The 15842-nt window shown below is 63.5% G+C and carries 13 protein-coding genes; 4 read left to right on the forward strand and 9 right to left on the reverse strand.

Annotated features, from left to right (window positions below; translation table 11 throughout):
- The 3 genes from cas3 to EL249_RS01250 all read right to left on the reverse strand — a co-directional run bounded on the left by cas3 (position 1) and on the right by EL249_RS01250 (position 4623).
- Complete coding sequence (gene cas3 / locus EL249_RS01240; RefSeq protein WP_232002026.1) at positions 1 to 2928, reverse strand: CRISPR-associated helicase Cas3'; 2928 nt, start codon at positions 2926 to 2928, stop codon at positions 1 to 3.
- A 121-nt stretch (positions 2929 to 3049) separates the two neighbouring features.
- Positions 3050 to 4312 (reverse strand): type II toxin-antitoxin system HipA family toxin, encoded by a 1263-nt coding sequence (locus EL249_RS01245; RefSeq protein ID WP_005674861.1) that lies wholly within the window; start codon positions 4310 to 4312, stop codon positions 3050 to 3052.
- The gene (locus tag EL249_RS01250) at positions 4312 to 4623 is read right to left on the reverse strand and encodes a helix-turn-helix domain-containing protein (protein WP_126348030.1); all 312 of its coding nucleotides are present in this window, start codon (positions 4621 to 4623) and stop codon (positions 4312 to 4314) included. Before EL249_RS01250 ends, EL249_RS01245 begins: the two co-directional genes overlap by 1 nt.
- Before the next feature lie 587 nt (positions 4624 to 5210).
- Between EL249_RS01250 and rocF the strand changes: the two genes are divergently transcribed.
- The gene (rocF, locus tag EL249_RS01255; protein ID WP_232002051.1) at positions 5211 to 6068 is read left to right on the forward strand and encodes an arginase; all 858 of its coding nucleotides are present in this window, start codon (positions 5211 to 5213) and stop codon (positions 6066 to 6068) included.
- Here rocF and EL249_RS01260 read toward each other — a convergent pair.
- The 3 genes from EL249_RS01260 to rsmD are packed head-to-tail and all read right to left on the reverse strand — an operon-like array spanning position 6058 to position 7458.
- Positions 6058 to 6387 carry a YfhL family 4Fe-4S dicluster ferredoxin gene (locus tag EL249_RS01260; RefSeq protein ID WP_005674856.1) on the reverse strand — a complete coding sequence of 110 codons (330 nt, stop codon included), beginning with the start codon at positions 6385 to 6387 and terminating at the stop codon, positions 6058 to 6060. The two genes, rocF and EL249_RS01260, sit on opposite strands and share 11 nt — an antisense overlap.
- A 1-nt stretch (position 6388) precedes the next feature.
- Positions 6389 to 6895 carry a pantetheine-phosphate adenylyltransferase gene (gene coaD / locus EL249_RS01265; protein WP_005674855.1) on the reverse strand — a complete coding sequence of 169 codons (507 nt, stop codon included), beginning with the start codon at positions 6893 to 6895 and terminating at the stop codon, positions 6389 to 6391.
- Positions 6856 to 7458, reverse strand: coding sequence for a 16S rRNA (guanine(966)-N(2))-methyltransferase RsmD (gene rsmD, locus EL249_RS01270; protein WP_005674854.1), 603 nt, complete (start codon positions 7456 to 7458; stop codon positions 6856 to 6858). Before rsmD ends, coaD begins: the two co-directional genes overlap by 40 nt.
- A gap of 475 nt (positions 7459 to 7933) precedes the next feature.
- Here rsmD and ftsY point away from each other — a divergent pair, with 475 nt between their 5' ends.
- From ftsY to EL249_RS01285, 3 genes are all read left to right on the forward strand, one after another.
- On the forward strand, positions 7934 to 9214 hold the full coding sequence (ftsY, locus tag EL249_RS01275; RefSeq protein WP_126348267.1) for a signal recognition particle-docking protein FtsY: 1281 nt from the start codon (positions 7934 to 7936) through the stop codon (positions 9212 to 9214).
- Positions 9215 to 9332: 118 nt separating this feature from the next.
- Positions 9333 to 10106, forward strand: coding sequence for a glucose-1-phosphate cytidylyltransferase (gene rfbF, locus EL249_RS01280; RefSeq protein WP_005674852.1), 774 nt, complete (start codon positions 9333 to 9335; stop codon positions 10104 to 10106).
- A gap of 294 nt (positions 10107 to 10400) precedes the next feature.
- Positions 10401 to 11288 carry a 2OG-Fe(II) oxygenase family protein gene (locus EL249_RS01285; RefSeq protein WP_005674851.1) on the forward strand — a complete coding sequence of 296 codons (888 nt, stop codon included), beginning with the start codon at positions 10401 to 10403 and terminating at the stop codon, positions 11286 to 11288.
- Between the two features lie 96 nt (positions 11289 to 11384).
- Here the strand turns inward: EL249_RS01285 and EL249_RS01290 are convergent, their stop codons facing one another.
- From EL249_RS01290 to EL249_RS01300, 3 genes are all read right to left on the reverse strand, one after another.
- Complete coding sequence (locus EL249_RS01290) at positions 11385 to 12740, reverse strand: glutamate-1-semialdehyde 2,1-aminomutase (protein WP_005674849.1); 1356 nt, start codon at positions 12738 to 12740, stop codon at positions 11385 to 11387.
- An 87-nt stretch (positions 12741 to 12827) separates the two neighbouring features.
- On the reverse strand, positions 12828 to 14225 hold the full coding sequence (locus EL249_RS01295) for a DUF4910 domain-containing protein (RefSeq protein ID WP_005674848.1): 1398 nt from the start codon (positions 14223 to 14225) through the stop codon (positions 12828 to 12830).
- An 18-nt stretch (positions 14226 to 14243) separates the two neighbouring features.
- Complete coding sequence (locus tag EL249_RS01300; protein WP_005674846.1) at positions 14244 to 15536, reverse strand: class I SAM-dependent methyltransferase; 1293 nt, start codon at positions 15534 to 15536, stop codon at positions 14244 to 14246.
- Positions 15537 to 15842 lie beyond the last annotated feature (306 nt).

Here is a 15842-nt window from a genome sequence, read left to right on the forward strand (position 1 = left end):
CTACCAGGCCATACCGGACTCAGCGCTGTATTTCATGATCAGCTCTTTCCCCCTTTCATCGACCACCCTGCCAACAAGCTCTTCGCGCTCAGAAACCAAGGGAAGGATGAACGAATGATCCCGTAGCAACGAGGTCTTCTCCCTCAATGTCTCGATGGCGCTGGCAAATCTTGTCTGCCAGGAATCAGCAAGCCTTTGGGCAACGCTTGCCCGAACGCGGACGGCGGACTGTTCCCAGGGGTTGTCGTCTTCAGCGCGCAGGGGGCGCAGCACACCGTCCTGCCATACTGCCAGGTAGATGTTCAGGGTCTCGTCGCCGAATCGGGTCGGCACCTGGTCGTCCTCGTACCAGCGGGCGCTGCTTCCCATGCAGTAGCCCTTCCCGATTTCCAGGGCATTGAAGTTGGCCTGGCTCTGCATGGCCATGTACTGACCGATCTGTTTCAGGCTCAACGCTCGCAGTTCGTCCGGAATACGGTCCAGATCGGCACCATAGACCGCCTCCACCAGATGGCGCACAGCACCGGGCTCACCTTGCTCACCCGGTGTAGTGATGCTTCCGGCTTCCTTCAGCGCATTCGCCCCCAGCCAAAGCTTGCCGGCATCGGGATACACATAGGCCGCCGTCGGGAAGAGCGTTTTGTACCAGGAGGCATCCGGACTTCCCTCCAGTGAAGGGGAGAGAATGATCAGCTCGGGCTCTGATCTGCCTTCCCGGCCGTCCAGGGAGAGATCCCCATTTGCCTGGCGGAGGTGGCGATGCAGACGGCCAGCCCGCTGGATGATCAGATCGATGGGCGCCAGATCGGAGATCATCAGATCGACATCGAAGTCCAGACTCTGCTCCAGCACCTGCGTACCTACCAGCACCCAGCCTGCGCGATCCTGGCTGCCTGATCGCTTTCCAAACCTGTCCAGCACACGCTCTTCGATCTCCAGCCGGTCGCCCATGGCATAGCGGCTATGGAACAGCATGAGCTTCTGGTCGGGCGACGCATCCTGAAGGAGGCTGTACGCCTTGCGCGCATCAGCCACCGTGTTTCTTATCCAGGCGACACATCCACCCTTTTGGGTAACTTCCGAGATCCTTGCCAGTACGGCGTTCTCGTCATGAACCATGCTGACCTGCACGCGACGCTTCAACTGTGGACGCGTCTCGCACGCATGGACCCGAATCTCCTTGCCGATCTGCGTTGCCAGGGGATACCTGTTGTCATCCAGTTCACAGTCTTCGTCGATTCCCAAGCCGCGCCGATAGGCGTCGATGAGCCTCTCCCGTGTCTCCAGCGGAAGGGTGGCAGACAGCAGGATGACACTGCCGCCCTGACTGGCATGGGCCATCAGCAACTTCCGCAGCAACGACATCATGTAGTCGTCGTAGGCATGCACCTCGTCCACCAACAGCACTTTGCCGCTCAGGCCTATAAGGCGCAACGACTGGTGACGAGCAGGCAGAACAGCCAATAAGGCCTGGTCCAGCGTACCGACGCCCACCTCTGCCAGCAGCGCTTTCTTGCGATTGTCCGCCAACCAGGCGTTGCATTGCGCACTGGCGCTGCTTTCATCCGGCTGGTAGCTACGGTCGCCGGGTTGATCCTCGGATTGCAGTACGCTTTCCTTGAACTCCTTGACCAGCTGCCGGGCACCGTGAGAGAGCACCAGCGATGGATTGCTGCCTTCCCTGTAGAGACGCCGATAGACCTCTCCCACCCGCCTGTACATCTGGTTGGAGGTTGCCATGCTGGGCAAGGCAAAGTACAGGCCCTGCGCGAGACCGGCCTGCATCAGCCGCTGGGTCAGAATCAACGCTGCTTCGGTCTTGCCCGCACCGGTCACGTCTTCAAGCAGGAAGAGCTGTGGCCCGTCCTCCAGTTCGACGGTTGCAGCGTAGTTCTGCAAGGGCGTGGGTGACTTCAGATAGTCGAACAGCTTGGTGGGATCATCCCAATTCTTGACTGGACTCCAGGCCAGGCCCGTACTGGCAACTGCCTTGTCTGCAAACTCAAGCGCCTTTGGCCAGTACTCGGACAGTACCAGGGGCTGACTGCGATAAGGGAAGAAGCTCTGGTTGGAGCCCAGCCAGTCTGCCAGAACGCCCAGACCGGCCAGGCGCCACGAGTGCTTCTTCAGTATCTTTGTATGCGAACTGCCGGGTTTCGGCAGGGGAAGGACATCTTGCAGGATCAGGTCCTTCACATCCGACATGAAGCGCCGTGCAGCCTCCAGGTCTTCGGCCATGAAGGCTTTTTCCACATTCGCTCCGACAATCCCTCCCCCCTCACTGTCCAGCGGCGGCCTGCCGTGGTGCCCAGCTGTTGCCCGCATCCAGATCTCCCAGAAACCATGGTCTGGCGACGGTATTCCCTCAGGGACAGCCTCCGTATCGACAAGCTCCATCCACAGCCACCACCCGAGCGTGTCATGGCATGGCTCGTAGCTTTTGGCGGAATTGGGAGGAACCAGTCCCGGGATGGGCTCAGGCAGCACCCCTTGAAAGGCACGGGCGAACTTTCCCTGATCATGCAGGGCCATGAAAAAGACGAACAGGGCTTCGACCTGCCGCTGAGGCCAGCCCAGTTCTTCTGCAAGCAGACGCAGAGAAAAATGAGGGAGGTCCAGAAGCTTTCTGGCGCATGCCGCCACGTCCAGAGCGTGGAATGGCAGCAGGTGATAGGCGTCTTCCCCCTTGTCCTGAGAAGAGGCTTTACCCCAGTAGAAAAAGTACGATTCAGCCATTCCGAGCCCTTTTTTTGGCGCATATGAACAGCCCTCTGCGTCAGCCCCCTCCTCCAACGACTCTGCCTTGGATGCCTTGTCTCCTGCGATGGCTGCCAAGGTATTCAACCCGCCAACTGGACGAGAGAAGTCTACATTCAGGTGCAGATGGACACTGCCACTGCGATACGAAACGCAATATTGTGTGTCCACCGCTGCCTGGATATTGCTGTTTTATCCCGACAAACGGCTCTCGCCTCTCCGACAGGCGGTCGATTTCAGGTCATGCGCGGCAGCTTTCCCTTCTTGTACGGCAGTCTCCCCACCCACACCCCTATTCCGCCACAAACGCCCCCTCAAACCCCCGCAACTCCTTCTGCGTCAATCCCACCTCTGGTGACAGTGCCACCTCACGCCACCCGGCTACTGCTGCGCGCACTTCATCCAGTACCTTCTGCGCAGCCTCCGGCGTCAGCGCGAATTCCCGGGAGCGAGCCAGCAACATGCGGGTGTTGGTGATGGGGCCGTCCTCTTCCGAAAGCCACACTTTGGATTCTCTGTCCTTGTCAGGAAAGGGGTTGATGTCGAATGCCGGCGAGAGACGCCAATGGCCGTTCGTGGCATGCAGAAAGCCGTGGTTCTGCAGGTGGTCATCCACATTGGTGATGAGCAGATTGAAGATGAGGCGTCGCCACAGTTGCTGCAGGTCGGCGGTGGGGTCAAGCGCATGGCGGCGAATGACTTCGGCGATTTCCAGATAGCTTCTTTCATCATCCCGCGATGCCTGCAGCATGGTGGCAGCCGACTGGTAGGGAATGCGCCCGCCATCCGGCTGTCTGTCGAAGCGGTAGATGAGGGCGACGGGAATGTCTGCCAGCTGCACGACTCTCGATTCGGCGACCTGGATGCCGGCACGTTGGGCGAGCTTCAAGGCCAGCACTTCGCCACGTGTGACGCTGCGGGTGTCGCCAATGCTGGGAAACTTGCCGATGGCCAGGCGGCCGCTCTCGTCCACCAGGGTGCATTTGGGGCGCATGCCGCCCAGGGAGGTACCCCTGCCCTGCAGGTAGCGCAGGTCTTCGTCGGTCTCGTCTCCGCGCTCGATGGCATGGCTGGCCCGGAAGGCGCGCTCCAGGGCGATGAGGGGCGGCGTGGTCCGGCGGCCGGGCTCAACGGAACGGTGCCACTGGCCATCCGCACCTTTCAGCCTCAGCGCACCAACACGGGCGCTGTCGTCCACGGCCAGCAGGTAGTCCAGTTCGGTCAGTGCGCCCAGGGTCGAGTCTTTCTGGCGGCGCTTGGCATGGTCCCGCGCGATGACTCTTCTTCCCCAGGCGTCCGGTGCCGTGTCGGCCAGTGCGCCATGAAAGGGCGAGTCATGCGAGGTGGCGGCCTTGTGAGGCTGGTGGCCGGATGTCCACTGCAGGTCGGCTGAAACATTGAAGCCATCCGGGCTGGCCAGCCAGCTGGCGTCGTAGGCAAAGGCCGTGCTTTCGCGTCTTCCCTGGCGGGTGTAGATGAGCGATCCGATGGGGGTGCCTTTCTGCCCCACGCACACCTGCACGTGCTGGCGAAGGGTGTTCGATGGTGCAGCCATCACAACCCTCCCGACACGTTCCTGGGCATCCGTACCCGCTTGGGCAGCTGCTCATCCATCAGCAACAGGCCTATGTCGTCGTTGGCGGTATCCATGAGGTTTTCCAGGGCCTTCAGGTCACCCAGGATCATCATCGCCCGGGCAATGAAGTGGATGGGGATGCGTGGGTCGCCTTTTTCGATGCGGCGCACGGTGGAGACGGATGCCCCCATGCGCTGGGCCATGGAGTCCTGCGAGATGCGGCGGCGGCGGCGGGCCAGCGACAGGTCGTGGCCCAGCTTGCGAACGGCGCGCTCGACCGGGAGGGGCATGAAGTCTGACATGAATTAGCAGCCTGTTGGAGATGCTTATAACGCTCAATATATCCATTCAGGATGTTAAATTCAATGACCAGCAAGACTGATGCCTGACATGGGCTCCCATACGGAGCAACTACCTTTAGCACTCCAAACAGAGTGCTTATCTTATTGTATAGACCTCATGAGATCTTTAATTGCATGGCTCTCAGATAGGCATGCAAGGCTCGCCCCTCCCCAAGCCTCACCCTCACGATACCCGGACAAGACAGGCTGGCCCGGCAGGCCCACACCCCACCACCAGCCCCTGCTGCCCGTTGCTTTTTACCCTTCTCAGGCGCCCTCCCCACGCCCCGGTCTGCCACCAGCCCCCTTCCGTGCTATGTTCCCAGTCACCCCGGCCCATTCGGCCGCCAGGATGGATCCAGAGCCCGGCGGCAGGCGCCGCAACGGTTTCTGGCCTCTGTTCCTCCCTTCGCAGAAAGCACCATGCCCACGCCCCTCCCCCCACCACGGACTCCTCCCTCACCCCTCAAACCCCCCACCGGGTCGCGCTCATCGGCGCGCCCACGGACGTGGGGGCCAGCCGCCTGGGGGCGGCGATGGGGCCCGATGCGTTGCGGGTGGCGCAGCTGCCGGCGGCGCTGCGGGCGCTGGGGGTGGATGTGGTGGATACGGGCAATCTGGCGGGGCCGGTGAATCCGCGTGGCGGGCGTGATCCGAAGGCGGCAGGGCTGCGCAATCTGCCGGAGGCGGTTTTCTGGACGCAGGCGGTGCACGATGCGGTGCTGGCGCAGCTGCAGGAAGGGCGCACGCCGATCATGCTGGGGGGTGATCACCATCTGGCGGCGGGTTCGCTCAGTGCGGTGGCGCGTCATTGCCGCGAGTCGGGGCGCAAGCTGCGGGTGCTGTGGCTGGATGCGCATTCGGACTGCAATACGCCGGATATTTCTCCCAGTGGCAATATTCACGGGATTCCGGTGGCCAATCTGCTGGGTCTGGGGCCGCAGCCGCTGATCGGGCTTTCGGGGCAGACGCCGGCGCTGTCAGCGGAGCATTTCTGTCAGGTGGGGCTGCGCTCGGTGGATGAGCACGAGAAGCGGATGATCCGTCAGCTGGGGCTGCGGGCGTTCGACATGCGTGCGATCGATGAGCTGGGGATGCGCGAGGTGATGCACCGTGCGCTGGCGGATGTGGATGCGGACACGCATCTGCACGTGAGTTTCGATGTGGATTTTCTGGATCCGGAGATTGCGCCGGGGACGGGGACGGCGGTGCGCGGCGGGCCGACGTACCGCGAGGCGCAGCTGTGCATGGAGATGATTGCGGACACGGGCCGGCTGGCGTCGCTGGATATCGTGGAGCTGAATCCGGCGCTGGATATCCGCAATCAGACGGCAGAGCTGGTGGTGGATCTGGTGGAGAGCCTGTTTGGCAAGAGCACGCTGATCAACCGCTGACCGGGTTGTCGGCAGGCATCCGTCCGGGCTGGCCATCGGCGCCGGTCAGGACGGCGCCTTTGAGTGCCTCTTTTTCTTCCTGCAGGCGCAGGTATTTGGCGTGGAGCTGTTCGCGGCTCTCGTTGAGGTCGAAATTGATGGGGATGCACTCGACGGGGCAGATCTGGGCGCACTGGGGTTCATCGAAGTGGCCGACGCATTCTGTGCAGCGGTTGGGGTCGATGATGTAGTACTCGGGCCCCATGGAGATGGCTTCGTTGGGGCATTCGGGTTCGCAGCAGTCGCAGTTGATGCACTCGTCGGTGATGATGAGGGCCATGTCAGCGGCTCTCCTTGCGCGGTTCCTGCTGGCGCTTGAGGTATTTTTCCTGCAGGGCGGCAAGCACCACAGGGTTGACGAAGGCGCGCACGTCGCCGCCCATCATGGCGATTTCCCGCACCAGGGTTCCGGTGATGGACTGGTAGCGGTCGTCGGGGATGATGAAGTGGGTGTCGATGGTGGGCTGCAGGATGCGGTTGAGGCTGGCCATGCGGCGCTCGTAGTCGAAGTCGCTGGCGTCACGCAGGCCGCGCACGATGAGGTTGGCGCCGATGTCGCGGGCGAAGTCGGTGACAAGCCCGGAGAAGGACATGACGCGCACGTTGGGCAGCCCCACCAGGATGGCCTTGGCCATGTCGACGCGTTCGGCCATGGTGAACAGGGTGTTGGTGCGGCTGTCGGAGATGGCGACGACGACGGATTCGTGATGGGCAGCGACGCGGTTCACGACGTCCTGGTGGCCCAGGGTCAGCGGGTCGAAGGTTCCGGGGTAGACGACGAGGGACATGGTTCGGAAGTAAGCAGCTGATAATGGACCTGTCCGGCCTTGCCGGCGCGGATGACGGCCAGGCTGTTGCAGCCCTGCTGGGCCAGCCAGTCGTCGGTGATGGCGTGATCGGCCTCGACGTAGACAAGGCCGTGGGGCGCCAGCCAAGGCAGGACGGCGGGCAGGATGCGCGGCAGCCAGCCGGCCCGGAAGGGGGGGTCCAGCAGGATCAAATCCTGCAGCATGGGCGGGCGCTGGTCAAGCCAGCGGGCGGCGTCGGCGCGGATGACCTCGATGCAGCCCCCTGCCCCGAGCTGCTGGACGCTGGCATTCAGGCCACGGGCGATGGCAGGGTTCTGTTCGACCATCAGAACGCGGGCGGCCCCGCGCGAGGCGGCCTCGAAGCCCAGGGCCCCTGAGCCGGCGAAGAGATCCAGGCAATGCCAGCCGGAAAGATCCTGGCCCAGCCAGTTGAACAGGGTCTCGCGCACGCGGTCGGGGGTGGGCCGCAGGCCCGGCGAGTCGGGCACGGGCAGCAGGCGGCGCTTCCATTGGCCGCCGATGATGCGAATGCGGGAGGACATGGAGGGGTACTCGGAAGGAAGCCGTTAGTTTACCGGCTCTGCCCCATGGGCCCGCTTTGTCCCTGGGTGCCGATATCCGGCAGGCTGGCGGGTGCGGACAGGCTCTAGAATTGCAGCAACCCACACTGCAGCAGACTCATACAGGACGCACGACATGTTCGGTTTTTTCCGTCGCAAGAAGAAAGAGAAGGAAGATGCAGCCGCAGCCCAGGCCGCTGCGGCCGAGTTTGCGGCCAATGAAGAGGCTGCTGCCGAGCCGGCCGGGGAATCGGCCGAAGGCGGTGAGCCAGCGGGCGGCACACAGGCCCCCGAAGCGCTGCAGCCGCGGGACGTTGCCCAGCCACAGCCCGAGGCCGGACAGGCTGTAGCGGCGGAAACATCTGGCGTTGGTACTGCCGGGGATGTCACCGTTGCGGAGCCAGCGGCGGCACCCGCCGAGGTTTCTTCGGCCTTGCCGCAAGCAGGTCCGAATGCCATGCCGACGCCGAGGGCCGAGGCGCCGCTGGCGGGTGTGCCGCATGTGCCATCGGCCGAGGTCTCCGAAGCACCACGGCCGCAGAGCACGCCGGTCGAGGCAGCCCCTGCTCTGAAGGAAACGGTTGCCGCGAAGGAAGCCGCTGCCCCGGTCGAGGCCGTGGCACCCCAGGTACCGGCCGAGCCGGTGGTGGAGGTACCCCCGCCTGAAGCGGTGGTGTCTGCACCGACGGTGGAGGCGCCCACACAGCAAGCGCCGTCCGTTCCGGCGGTGTCCGAGGATGCCAGCGCCCCGACTTCCGGCGAGGCCACAACTTATGGCGAAAGCGAGATCGTGCCGCCCACGCAAGCGATGCCGGAAGCGGTGCGGCCGGCGCGGGCTGGCTGGTTCGCGCGGCTGCGCGGGGGGCTGGCGCGCACGCGCTCGCAGCTGGGCAGCATCTTCAGCCGCAACCGGATCGACGAGACGCTGTACGAGGAGCTGGAGACGGCGCTGCTGGCCAGTGACACGGGCTATGGCACGACGACGTGGCTGCTGGATGAGCTGCGCGAGCGGGCCCAGCGCGACCGGATCAACGATGCGGCGACGCTGAAGACGGCGCTGATCGACATCCTGACGGAGCTTCTGTCGCCGCTGGAGAAGCCCATCGACGTGGACCGGGCCGATCCGCTGGTGATGATGATCACCGGGGTGAACGGGGCCGGCAAGACGACGTCGATCGGCAAGCTGGCGCGCCATCTGCACCAGATCGATCAGTCGGTGCTGCTGGCGGCGGGCGACACGTTCCGGGCGGCGGCACGCGAGCAGCTGGCGCGCTGGGGCGAGCGCAACCAGGTGCACGTGATTGCCAACGAGGGAGGCGATCCGGCCGCGGTGGCTTTCGATGCGATCAAGGCCGGGCAGGCGCGCAAGGTGGACGTGGTGATGGTGGACACGGCCGGCCGGCTGCCCACGCAGCGTCACCTGATGGACGAGCTGAAGAAGATCCGTCGGGTGATCGGCAAGGCGATGGACGGTGCGCCGCACGAGGTGCTGCTGGTGCTGGACGGCAATACCGGCCAGAACATGCTGGCGCAGGTGCAGGCCTTCGACGAGGCGGTGCAGCTGACGGGTCTGGTGGTGACGAAGCTGGACGGGACGGCCAAGGGCGGCGCCATTGCGGCCCTGGCGCACACGCGGCGTGACAACCCGCTGCCGGTGTACTTCATCGGCGTGGGCGAAGGCGTGGAAGACCTGCAGGCATTCAGCGCGCGCGAATTTGCCACGGCACTTCTGGACTGAGTACGCATTTCATCGCTTCCTGGCTGCATTCCGGCGGAAGTGTGTCGCTTTTGGTTGACGCCCTTTCAGTGTCGGGCGACCATGTCATTTGCATCGACAAACGAGGACTACGCTCACCATGCAAGCGGTCATTCTTGCCGGCGGCTTCGGCACCCGGATCAGCGAAGAAAGCGCGGTACGCCCCAAGCCGATGGTCGAGATCGGCGGGCAGCCCATTCTCTGGCACATCATGAAGATCTATGCCTCGCACGGCATCAATGACTTCGTGATCTGCTGCGGCTACAAGAGCCACATCATCAAGCAGTACTTCCACGAATACGCCATCTCGCGTGCGGACGTGACGTTCAACCTGGGCACGAACGAGATGCAGATCCACCGCAACGAGTCCGAACCGTGGTCGGTGACGCTGGTCGAGACGGGCCAGGATTCGATGACGGGAGGCCGCATCAAGCGGGCTGCCAAGTATGTGAAGGGTGACACCTTCCTTTGCACGTATGGTGATGGCGTGAGCAACGTCGACATCACCGCCTCCATCGAGTTCCACCGCAAGCACGGCAAGGAAGCGACGGTGACGGCCGTTCAGCCCCCGGGCCGCTTCGGGGCGTTCAGTCTGCAGGCCGACCAGACGCTGGTCGATTCGTTCATGGAGAAACCGCAGGGCGACGGCGCCTGGATCAACGGCGGCTTCTTCGTGCTGGATCGCAAGGTGCTGGACCGCATCCACGGTGATGATTCGGTGTTCGAGCAGGAGCCGATGCGTTCGCTGTCGGCCGATGGCCAGCTGGAGGCCTGGCGCCATACCGGCTTCTGGCAGCCGATGGACACGCTGCGCGACAAGCACGTGCTGGAAGAGCTGTGGGCTTCGGGCAAGGCGCCCTGGAAGTCCTGGTAATCTGCCGGACAACCATTGCGTGAGTGAAAGGGGCGGGCATACCGCCCCTTTTTCTTGGCAGGTCCCCTGCCCTGAAAAAGGTTTCCGGCTTGATACCCGTTTTCGCCTACGGGCATAGACCGACCCTGCTTGCGCAAGACAAGCAGCCGGAATAGACGCTTTTTCTTCAACAGGTTAACGGAAGATATTCAAGTACTGCCTTGCCCTTGATGACGCTGTACATGGCGTAACAATAAACACCGAAGACCTCACTCATAGAATTTGGGCATCGCGTGAATTGCAACAACATGCCCCATGACCACTGTCTACTTTGACCGGAAGATCGACGACGACAGCCGCCGCAGGATGATCTACGACGGCGACCTGTTCGTGTATTCCGCCAATGAGCATTCGCTGGCGCTGATCGAGCTGGCCCGCAAGCTGATTGTCGAGGCCTTCCCCGGTCTGGATCCGCGCACGGCGCAGGATCACTACCCGGTCGAGAAATTCGCCGAGATTCTCTCGAAGCTCAAGCCGGCCTTCATCCATCATCCGGAATGCAAGCGCATCATCCCGAAGATGATGGAGTACATCGGCTGTGATCTGGAAGAGACCTATTTCGACGTGCCGCGCATGCGCACGTCCACCAGCCACAATTACCTCACCAGCGGCATCGCCTATGCCTTCCATGCGCACCGCGACACCTGGTATTCGGCGCCGATGTGCCAGATCAACTGGTGGATTCCGATCTTCGAGGTGAACGGCGGCAACGCCATGACCTTCCATCCGGAGTGGTTCGCGCGCGAGACGCCGAACAATTCCGAGATTTACAACTACCAGGAATGGAATGCCAAGCAGCGCTTCAATGCGGTCACGCACGTGAACAAGGACACGCGCCCGCAGCCCAAGCTGCAGGAAGACATCAAGCTGGAGCCGAACGTGACGGTGGTGACACCGCCGGGCGGCATGCTGCTGTTTGCCGCCGCACACCTGCATTCGTCCATTCCGAACCAGACGGGCGAGACGCGCTTCTCGATCGATTTCCGGGTGGTGAACCGCAAGGACCTGCGTGCGCGTGACGGTGCACCCAACATGGATTCGCGCTGCACGGGCTCGCCGATCAATGACTATCTGCAGGGCACCACGCTGGAGCATCTGCCGCCGGACATCCAGAAGATGTATCTGGAGCCGGTCACGGCCTGACAGCTCCCCCCTTGAAACGAAAGGCCCGGCACTGCATGGCAGGCCGGGCCTTTTGTGTGGTTCATGCGTCATCGGGATGACGCATGGGCACGGACATCAGTTGTAGCGGCGGTAGACCACCTTGGTGGGTGCGCCGATGAGCAGGCCATCGGTGCTGCCGGCTTCCAGGGCCTTCTTGTAGACCTTGGCGGCCCGGCTGAAGGCCTCGATGGTGTAGTCGATGTCCGCCTCGCTGTGCGAGTAGCTGACGATGAAGCTGGGCGCCAGCACGCCCCAGCGGATGAGTTCCTGCATGAACAGGGTGCGGAACGGCTGCGAAGGCTTGTGCTCGTGGTCGTGCGTGGAATAGAGCAGGTTGCATCCCCGGCCGGCCACCGACAGGTATTCGCTGACGCCCAGGTCTGCCGTGACCTGCTCGATGCCGGCGCGCAGGCGCTCGCCCACGTGGTAGAGGTGCTCGATGACCGGCTCATCACGGTAGATGCGCATGGTCTCGATGGCAGCCGCCAAGCTGGGGCCTTCGGCACCGTGGGTGGTGGACAGCAGGAAGACGCGCTCCTTGTCGTGGAAGAGGCCGCCCAGTTCCATCACTTCGCGCTTGCCGGTAAGTGCCGACAGCGAGAAGCCGTTGGCCAGCGCCTTGCCGAAGCACGACATGTCGGGCGTGACGCCATACAGCGTCTGGGCCCCGCCCTGATGGAAGCGGAAGCCGCTGATGGTCTCGTCCAGCGTGACCAGGGCGCCATTGCGGTGGGCCAGGTCGATGACCTTCTGCAGGAAGCCGTCCTTGGGCTCTTCGGTACGAGCCGGCTCCAGCAGCACCATGGCGATGCGGTTCGGGTATTGCTCGAAGAGCTTCTGCAGGCTGTCGATGTCGTTGTAGTTGAACTTGACGGTGAGTTCGACTTCAACGCGCGAGACGCCGCCGTCCATGGCAGTGGTGCCGATGAACCAGTCGTTGTACGAGAAGAAGGGGCTGTTGCTGCAGATGGCCACCAGGTCACGGCCGGTGTAGGCGCGAGCCAGCTTCAGCGCGGCGGTCAGCACCGTGGAGCCGTCCTTGGCAAACTTGACCATCTCGGCGCTGGACACCAGCGACTGCAGCATCTGGGCGCATTCCAGCTCGATGGGGGCCGGGCGGTTGAAGTTGTTGCCCAGCTGCATCTGCCGGTAGGCCGCCTCGATGACGGACGGATAGGCGTGGCCGAGGGTGACGGCGCGCAGGCCCATGCCGTATTCGATGAATTCGTTGCCGTCCACGTCCCAGATGTGGCAGCCCTTGCCGCGCTCGATGAAACCGGGCGAGCGCTCGGGATACTGGTCATCGCCCTTGGCGTAGGTGTGTGCGCCACCCGGAATGGTGTCGTGAACCTTCTTGCGCAGGGCTGCGGACTTGTCGAAGCAGGTGCGTTCCACCATGCCGGAAACGTTCGGCTTCTGGTTGCTGTTCATGGGATGTCGACCGGCGAGGAGATAGGGAAGTCGGAGCGTATTCTGAACATTACGGCATCGACTGCAACGAAACAACGAGATCTGAGGCTACCTTACAACGACTTCCAGCAGCTGGTTGTGCAGAAGCGCTTCGGCGGCCTGATGGACCAGATCGAAGGGCAGTCCGGCCATCTCGGCGATGTCCAGAAGGCTCTTGCTGCCATCGGACTGGTTCAGCACCCACAGAAGCGCCAGCTGCAGTTTCTGCCCTTCATTGTGGCCGCCGATGAGCGAGTACAGGCCACGTCGACCCAGCTGGGGCTCACCGAAGGGGCTGAGGTTGTTGAAGCTGAGGTTGCGCTCGACGATGCCGAACGCCGCCAGCAGCAGGCCCAGCGATCGCTCCAGGTGCTCGGGGCGGATGAAGTCCAGGTTGTCGGCCGAGGTGTGGTACTGCGGGTAGCTGCCGTAGGTGGAACGCGAGAAGCACCCCATGGGCAGGTTGAAGCCAGGCGAGCAGAACTGCCGCTCGTCATAGCCGTAGGGCATGAAGGGCAGCAGGTGGTGCTTTTCGCGGCTTTCGGCCAGCACCAGCGCCATGATGCGGTCGATCTCGGCATCGCCCCGGCGGCTGCGCTTGTAGTGGTAGTCGCCGGCATCGCCCACGCCGGAGATGACCACGCCATGCGCCACGTGCTTCGTCACGTCCTGCCGCTGCGACAGCCAGGCAATGGCGCCGATGGTGGCCGGAATGAACACGAAGCGATAGGTGTAGCGGCGCTTGGGCAGTGCGGCCAGCGTCTTCGCCAGCCAGGTGGCGGTCGAGATGCCCGACAGGTTGTCGTTGGCCAGCGAGGGGTGACAGACGTGGGTGGAGACGAGCACTTCCTCGGCGCTCTCGCCGGGCAGCACGCATTCACCGAAGGTGAGCGAGCCCTGCACCAGGTCAGTGTCCACGCACACTTCGTAGTTGCCCGGCGGGAGCGACTGCAGCTGGCGATCGGTCAGGCAGAAGCCCCAGTCCCGCTTGAAGTACTGCGTGCGGTAGGGGATCCAGTCCGGCCGGTCGGGCAGCGAGAAGAGGTGCGGGCGCAGCTCTTCCAGCGACAGCGTGCCCCGGAACGGGGCGCTGTAGTTGACCAGGTGCAGGTTGTGCTCGGCGATGTCGACGATCTTCTTCCCGTCCGGCCCCTTGATCCAGGCGCCCCGCACCTGCCACTCGGCCGGCACTTCCCAGTCGAAGATCTTCGTGCCGGTGGGCACTTCGGTCACGGTGAGCGGGATGTGCTGCGCGATGGCGGCCAGCGTGTCACGCACGCCCTGCCCGGTGATGCTGCGCAGCATGGGGTAGAGCTGCGTGCAGAAGGCGTGCATGGCAGCGCCCTGCCCTTCGGCCTGGCGGGCCAGGGCAGCGGCCGATTCGACGACGATGGCTTGGGTCATGGTGACGGGGATGGCAATCTGGGAAGGGGACGGGATGCCCGGGTGGCGGGCAGGCCTTTGCATGGCCTGCCCTGCCGACGGTCAGTCGTAGATCTGGACTTCGGGCACCAGGATGACGAAGCGGCCGCCCCATTCGCGGATGGCGCTCATCTGCTTCATCACCTCGTCCTTCAGGTTCCAGGCCAGGATGACCAGGTAGTCGGGCTTGGTCTCAAGGATGCGCTCGGGGCCGTAGATGGGGATCTGCGTGCCCGGCAGGAAGTGGTTCTGCTTGTGCGGGTTGCGGTCGACCGTGTACTCGATGTAGTCGGAACGCACACCGGCATAGTTGAGCAGCGTGGCGGCCTTGGCGGGTGCACCGTAGGCGGCAATGCGCTTGCCCTGCTGGTGGGCATCCAGCACGAAGCGCAGCAGACTGCGCTTGCTGGCGCGGATGCGCTCTTCCAGGGCCAGGTACGGCTCCAGCGTGTCCAGGCCGGCGGCACGCTCGCGGGCCTCCATCTCGGCCACGCGCGGGCTGACGGGCTGGTTGCCGGTCTTGGCAGGCTGGCAGTACACCCGCAGCGAGCCACCGTGGTTGGGGATCTCTTCCACATCGAAGACCGACAGGCCGTGGTGGGCCAGGATGCGGCTGAAGGTGAGGAAGGAGTGGTAGCAGAAGTGCTCGTGGTAGATGTTGTCGAACTGGTTCTTCTGCAGCAGGTTCAGCACGTGGTGGAACTCGAACGTGGCCACGCCCTGCGGCTTGAGCAGGATGGAGAAGCCCGCCACGAAGTCGTTCAGGTCGGGCACGTGGGCCACCACGTTGTTGGCGGCCATCAGGTCGGCGGCATGGCCCATGTCGCGCAGCTTGCGGGCGCTTTCACGACCAAAGAACATCACCTCCATGGGGATGCCCAGCTTGCGGCCTTCCTCGGCCACGTTGGCGGCAGGCTCCACGCCCAGCACGGGCACGCCCTTGGGCAGGAACCAGCGCAGCAGGTAGCCGTCGTTGGCGGCGATCTCGACCACCTTGCTGTGGGCGCCCAGCTTGAAGCGCTCGGTCATGTCGTCGGCGTAGCGCTTGCCGTGGTCCAGCATGGCCTGCACATAGGACGAGAAGTAGGCGTAGTCCGAGAAGATGGCTTCACCGCTCTGGAACTCCTCCAGCTGCACCAGGAAGCAGTTGCTGCAGACATAGGCATGCAGCGGGAAGAACGGCTCCATCTTGTTGAGGTCTTCCGGCTTGCGGATGGCATTGGCCATGGGCGACATGCCCAGGTTGGCCACGGTGTGACGCAGCTGGGTACCGCAGAAACGGCACTTGGCGTGGGTGGCGGCCAGAGCGGCCAGATCCTTGCGATCGGCAACGGAAGAGGTTTGGGTTGCAGACATGGTGATGAAGGAGAGGAGAAAGACCGGCGAAGGTCACGACCACACGCGGTGGCTTCCAGGGTGAGCGGCGACCAGGCCCGGCGGGCCCTGATCACGATGCCTGCAACGTACCACACTGCCGGGAGAGCCGTCGACGACAGACTTGGCATTTGGCTTCTTCCGGGGGACGAAAGACGCCATTCGTCGGGAAAACACGGCAAATGTTCGGGTTCTGGCGATGTGAGGACTGCCCGGTTCCCGCGATGCGAACGTGGAAAGGCGCGGAAATGGGAAGGTGGCAGCCCGCACACAAAAGAAAACGGCGCC

This window comes from Lautropia mirabilis (assembly GCF_900637555.1).
Classification (GTDB): Bacteria; Pseudomonadota; Gammaproteobacteria; order Burkholderiales; family Burkholderiaceae_E; genus Lautropia; species Lautropia mirabilis.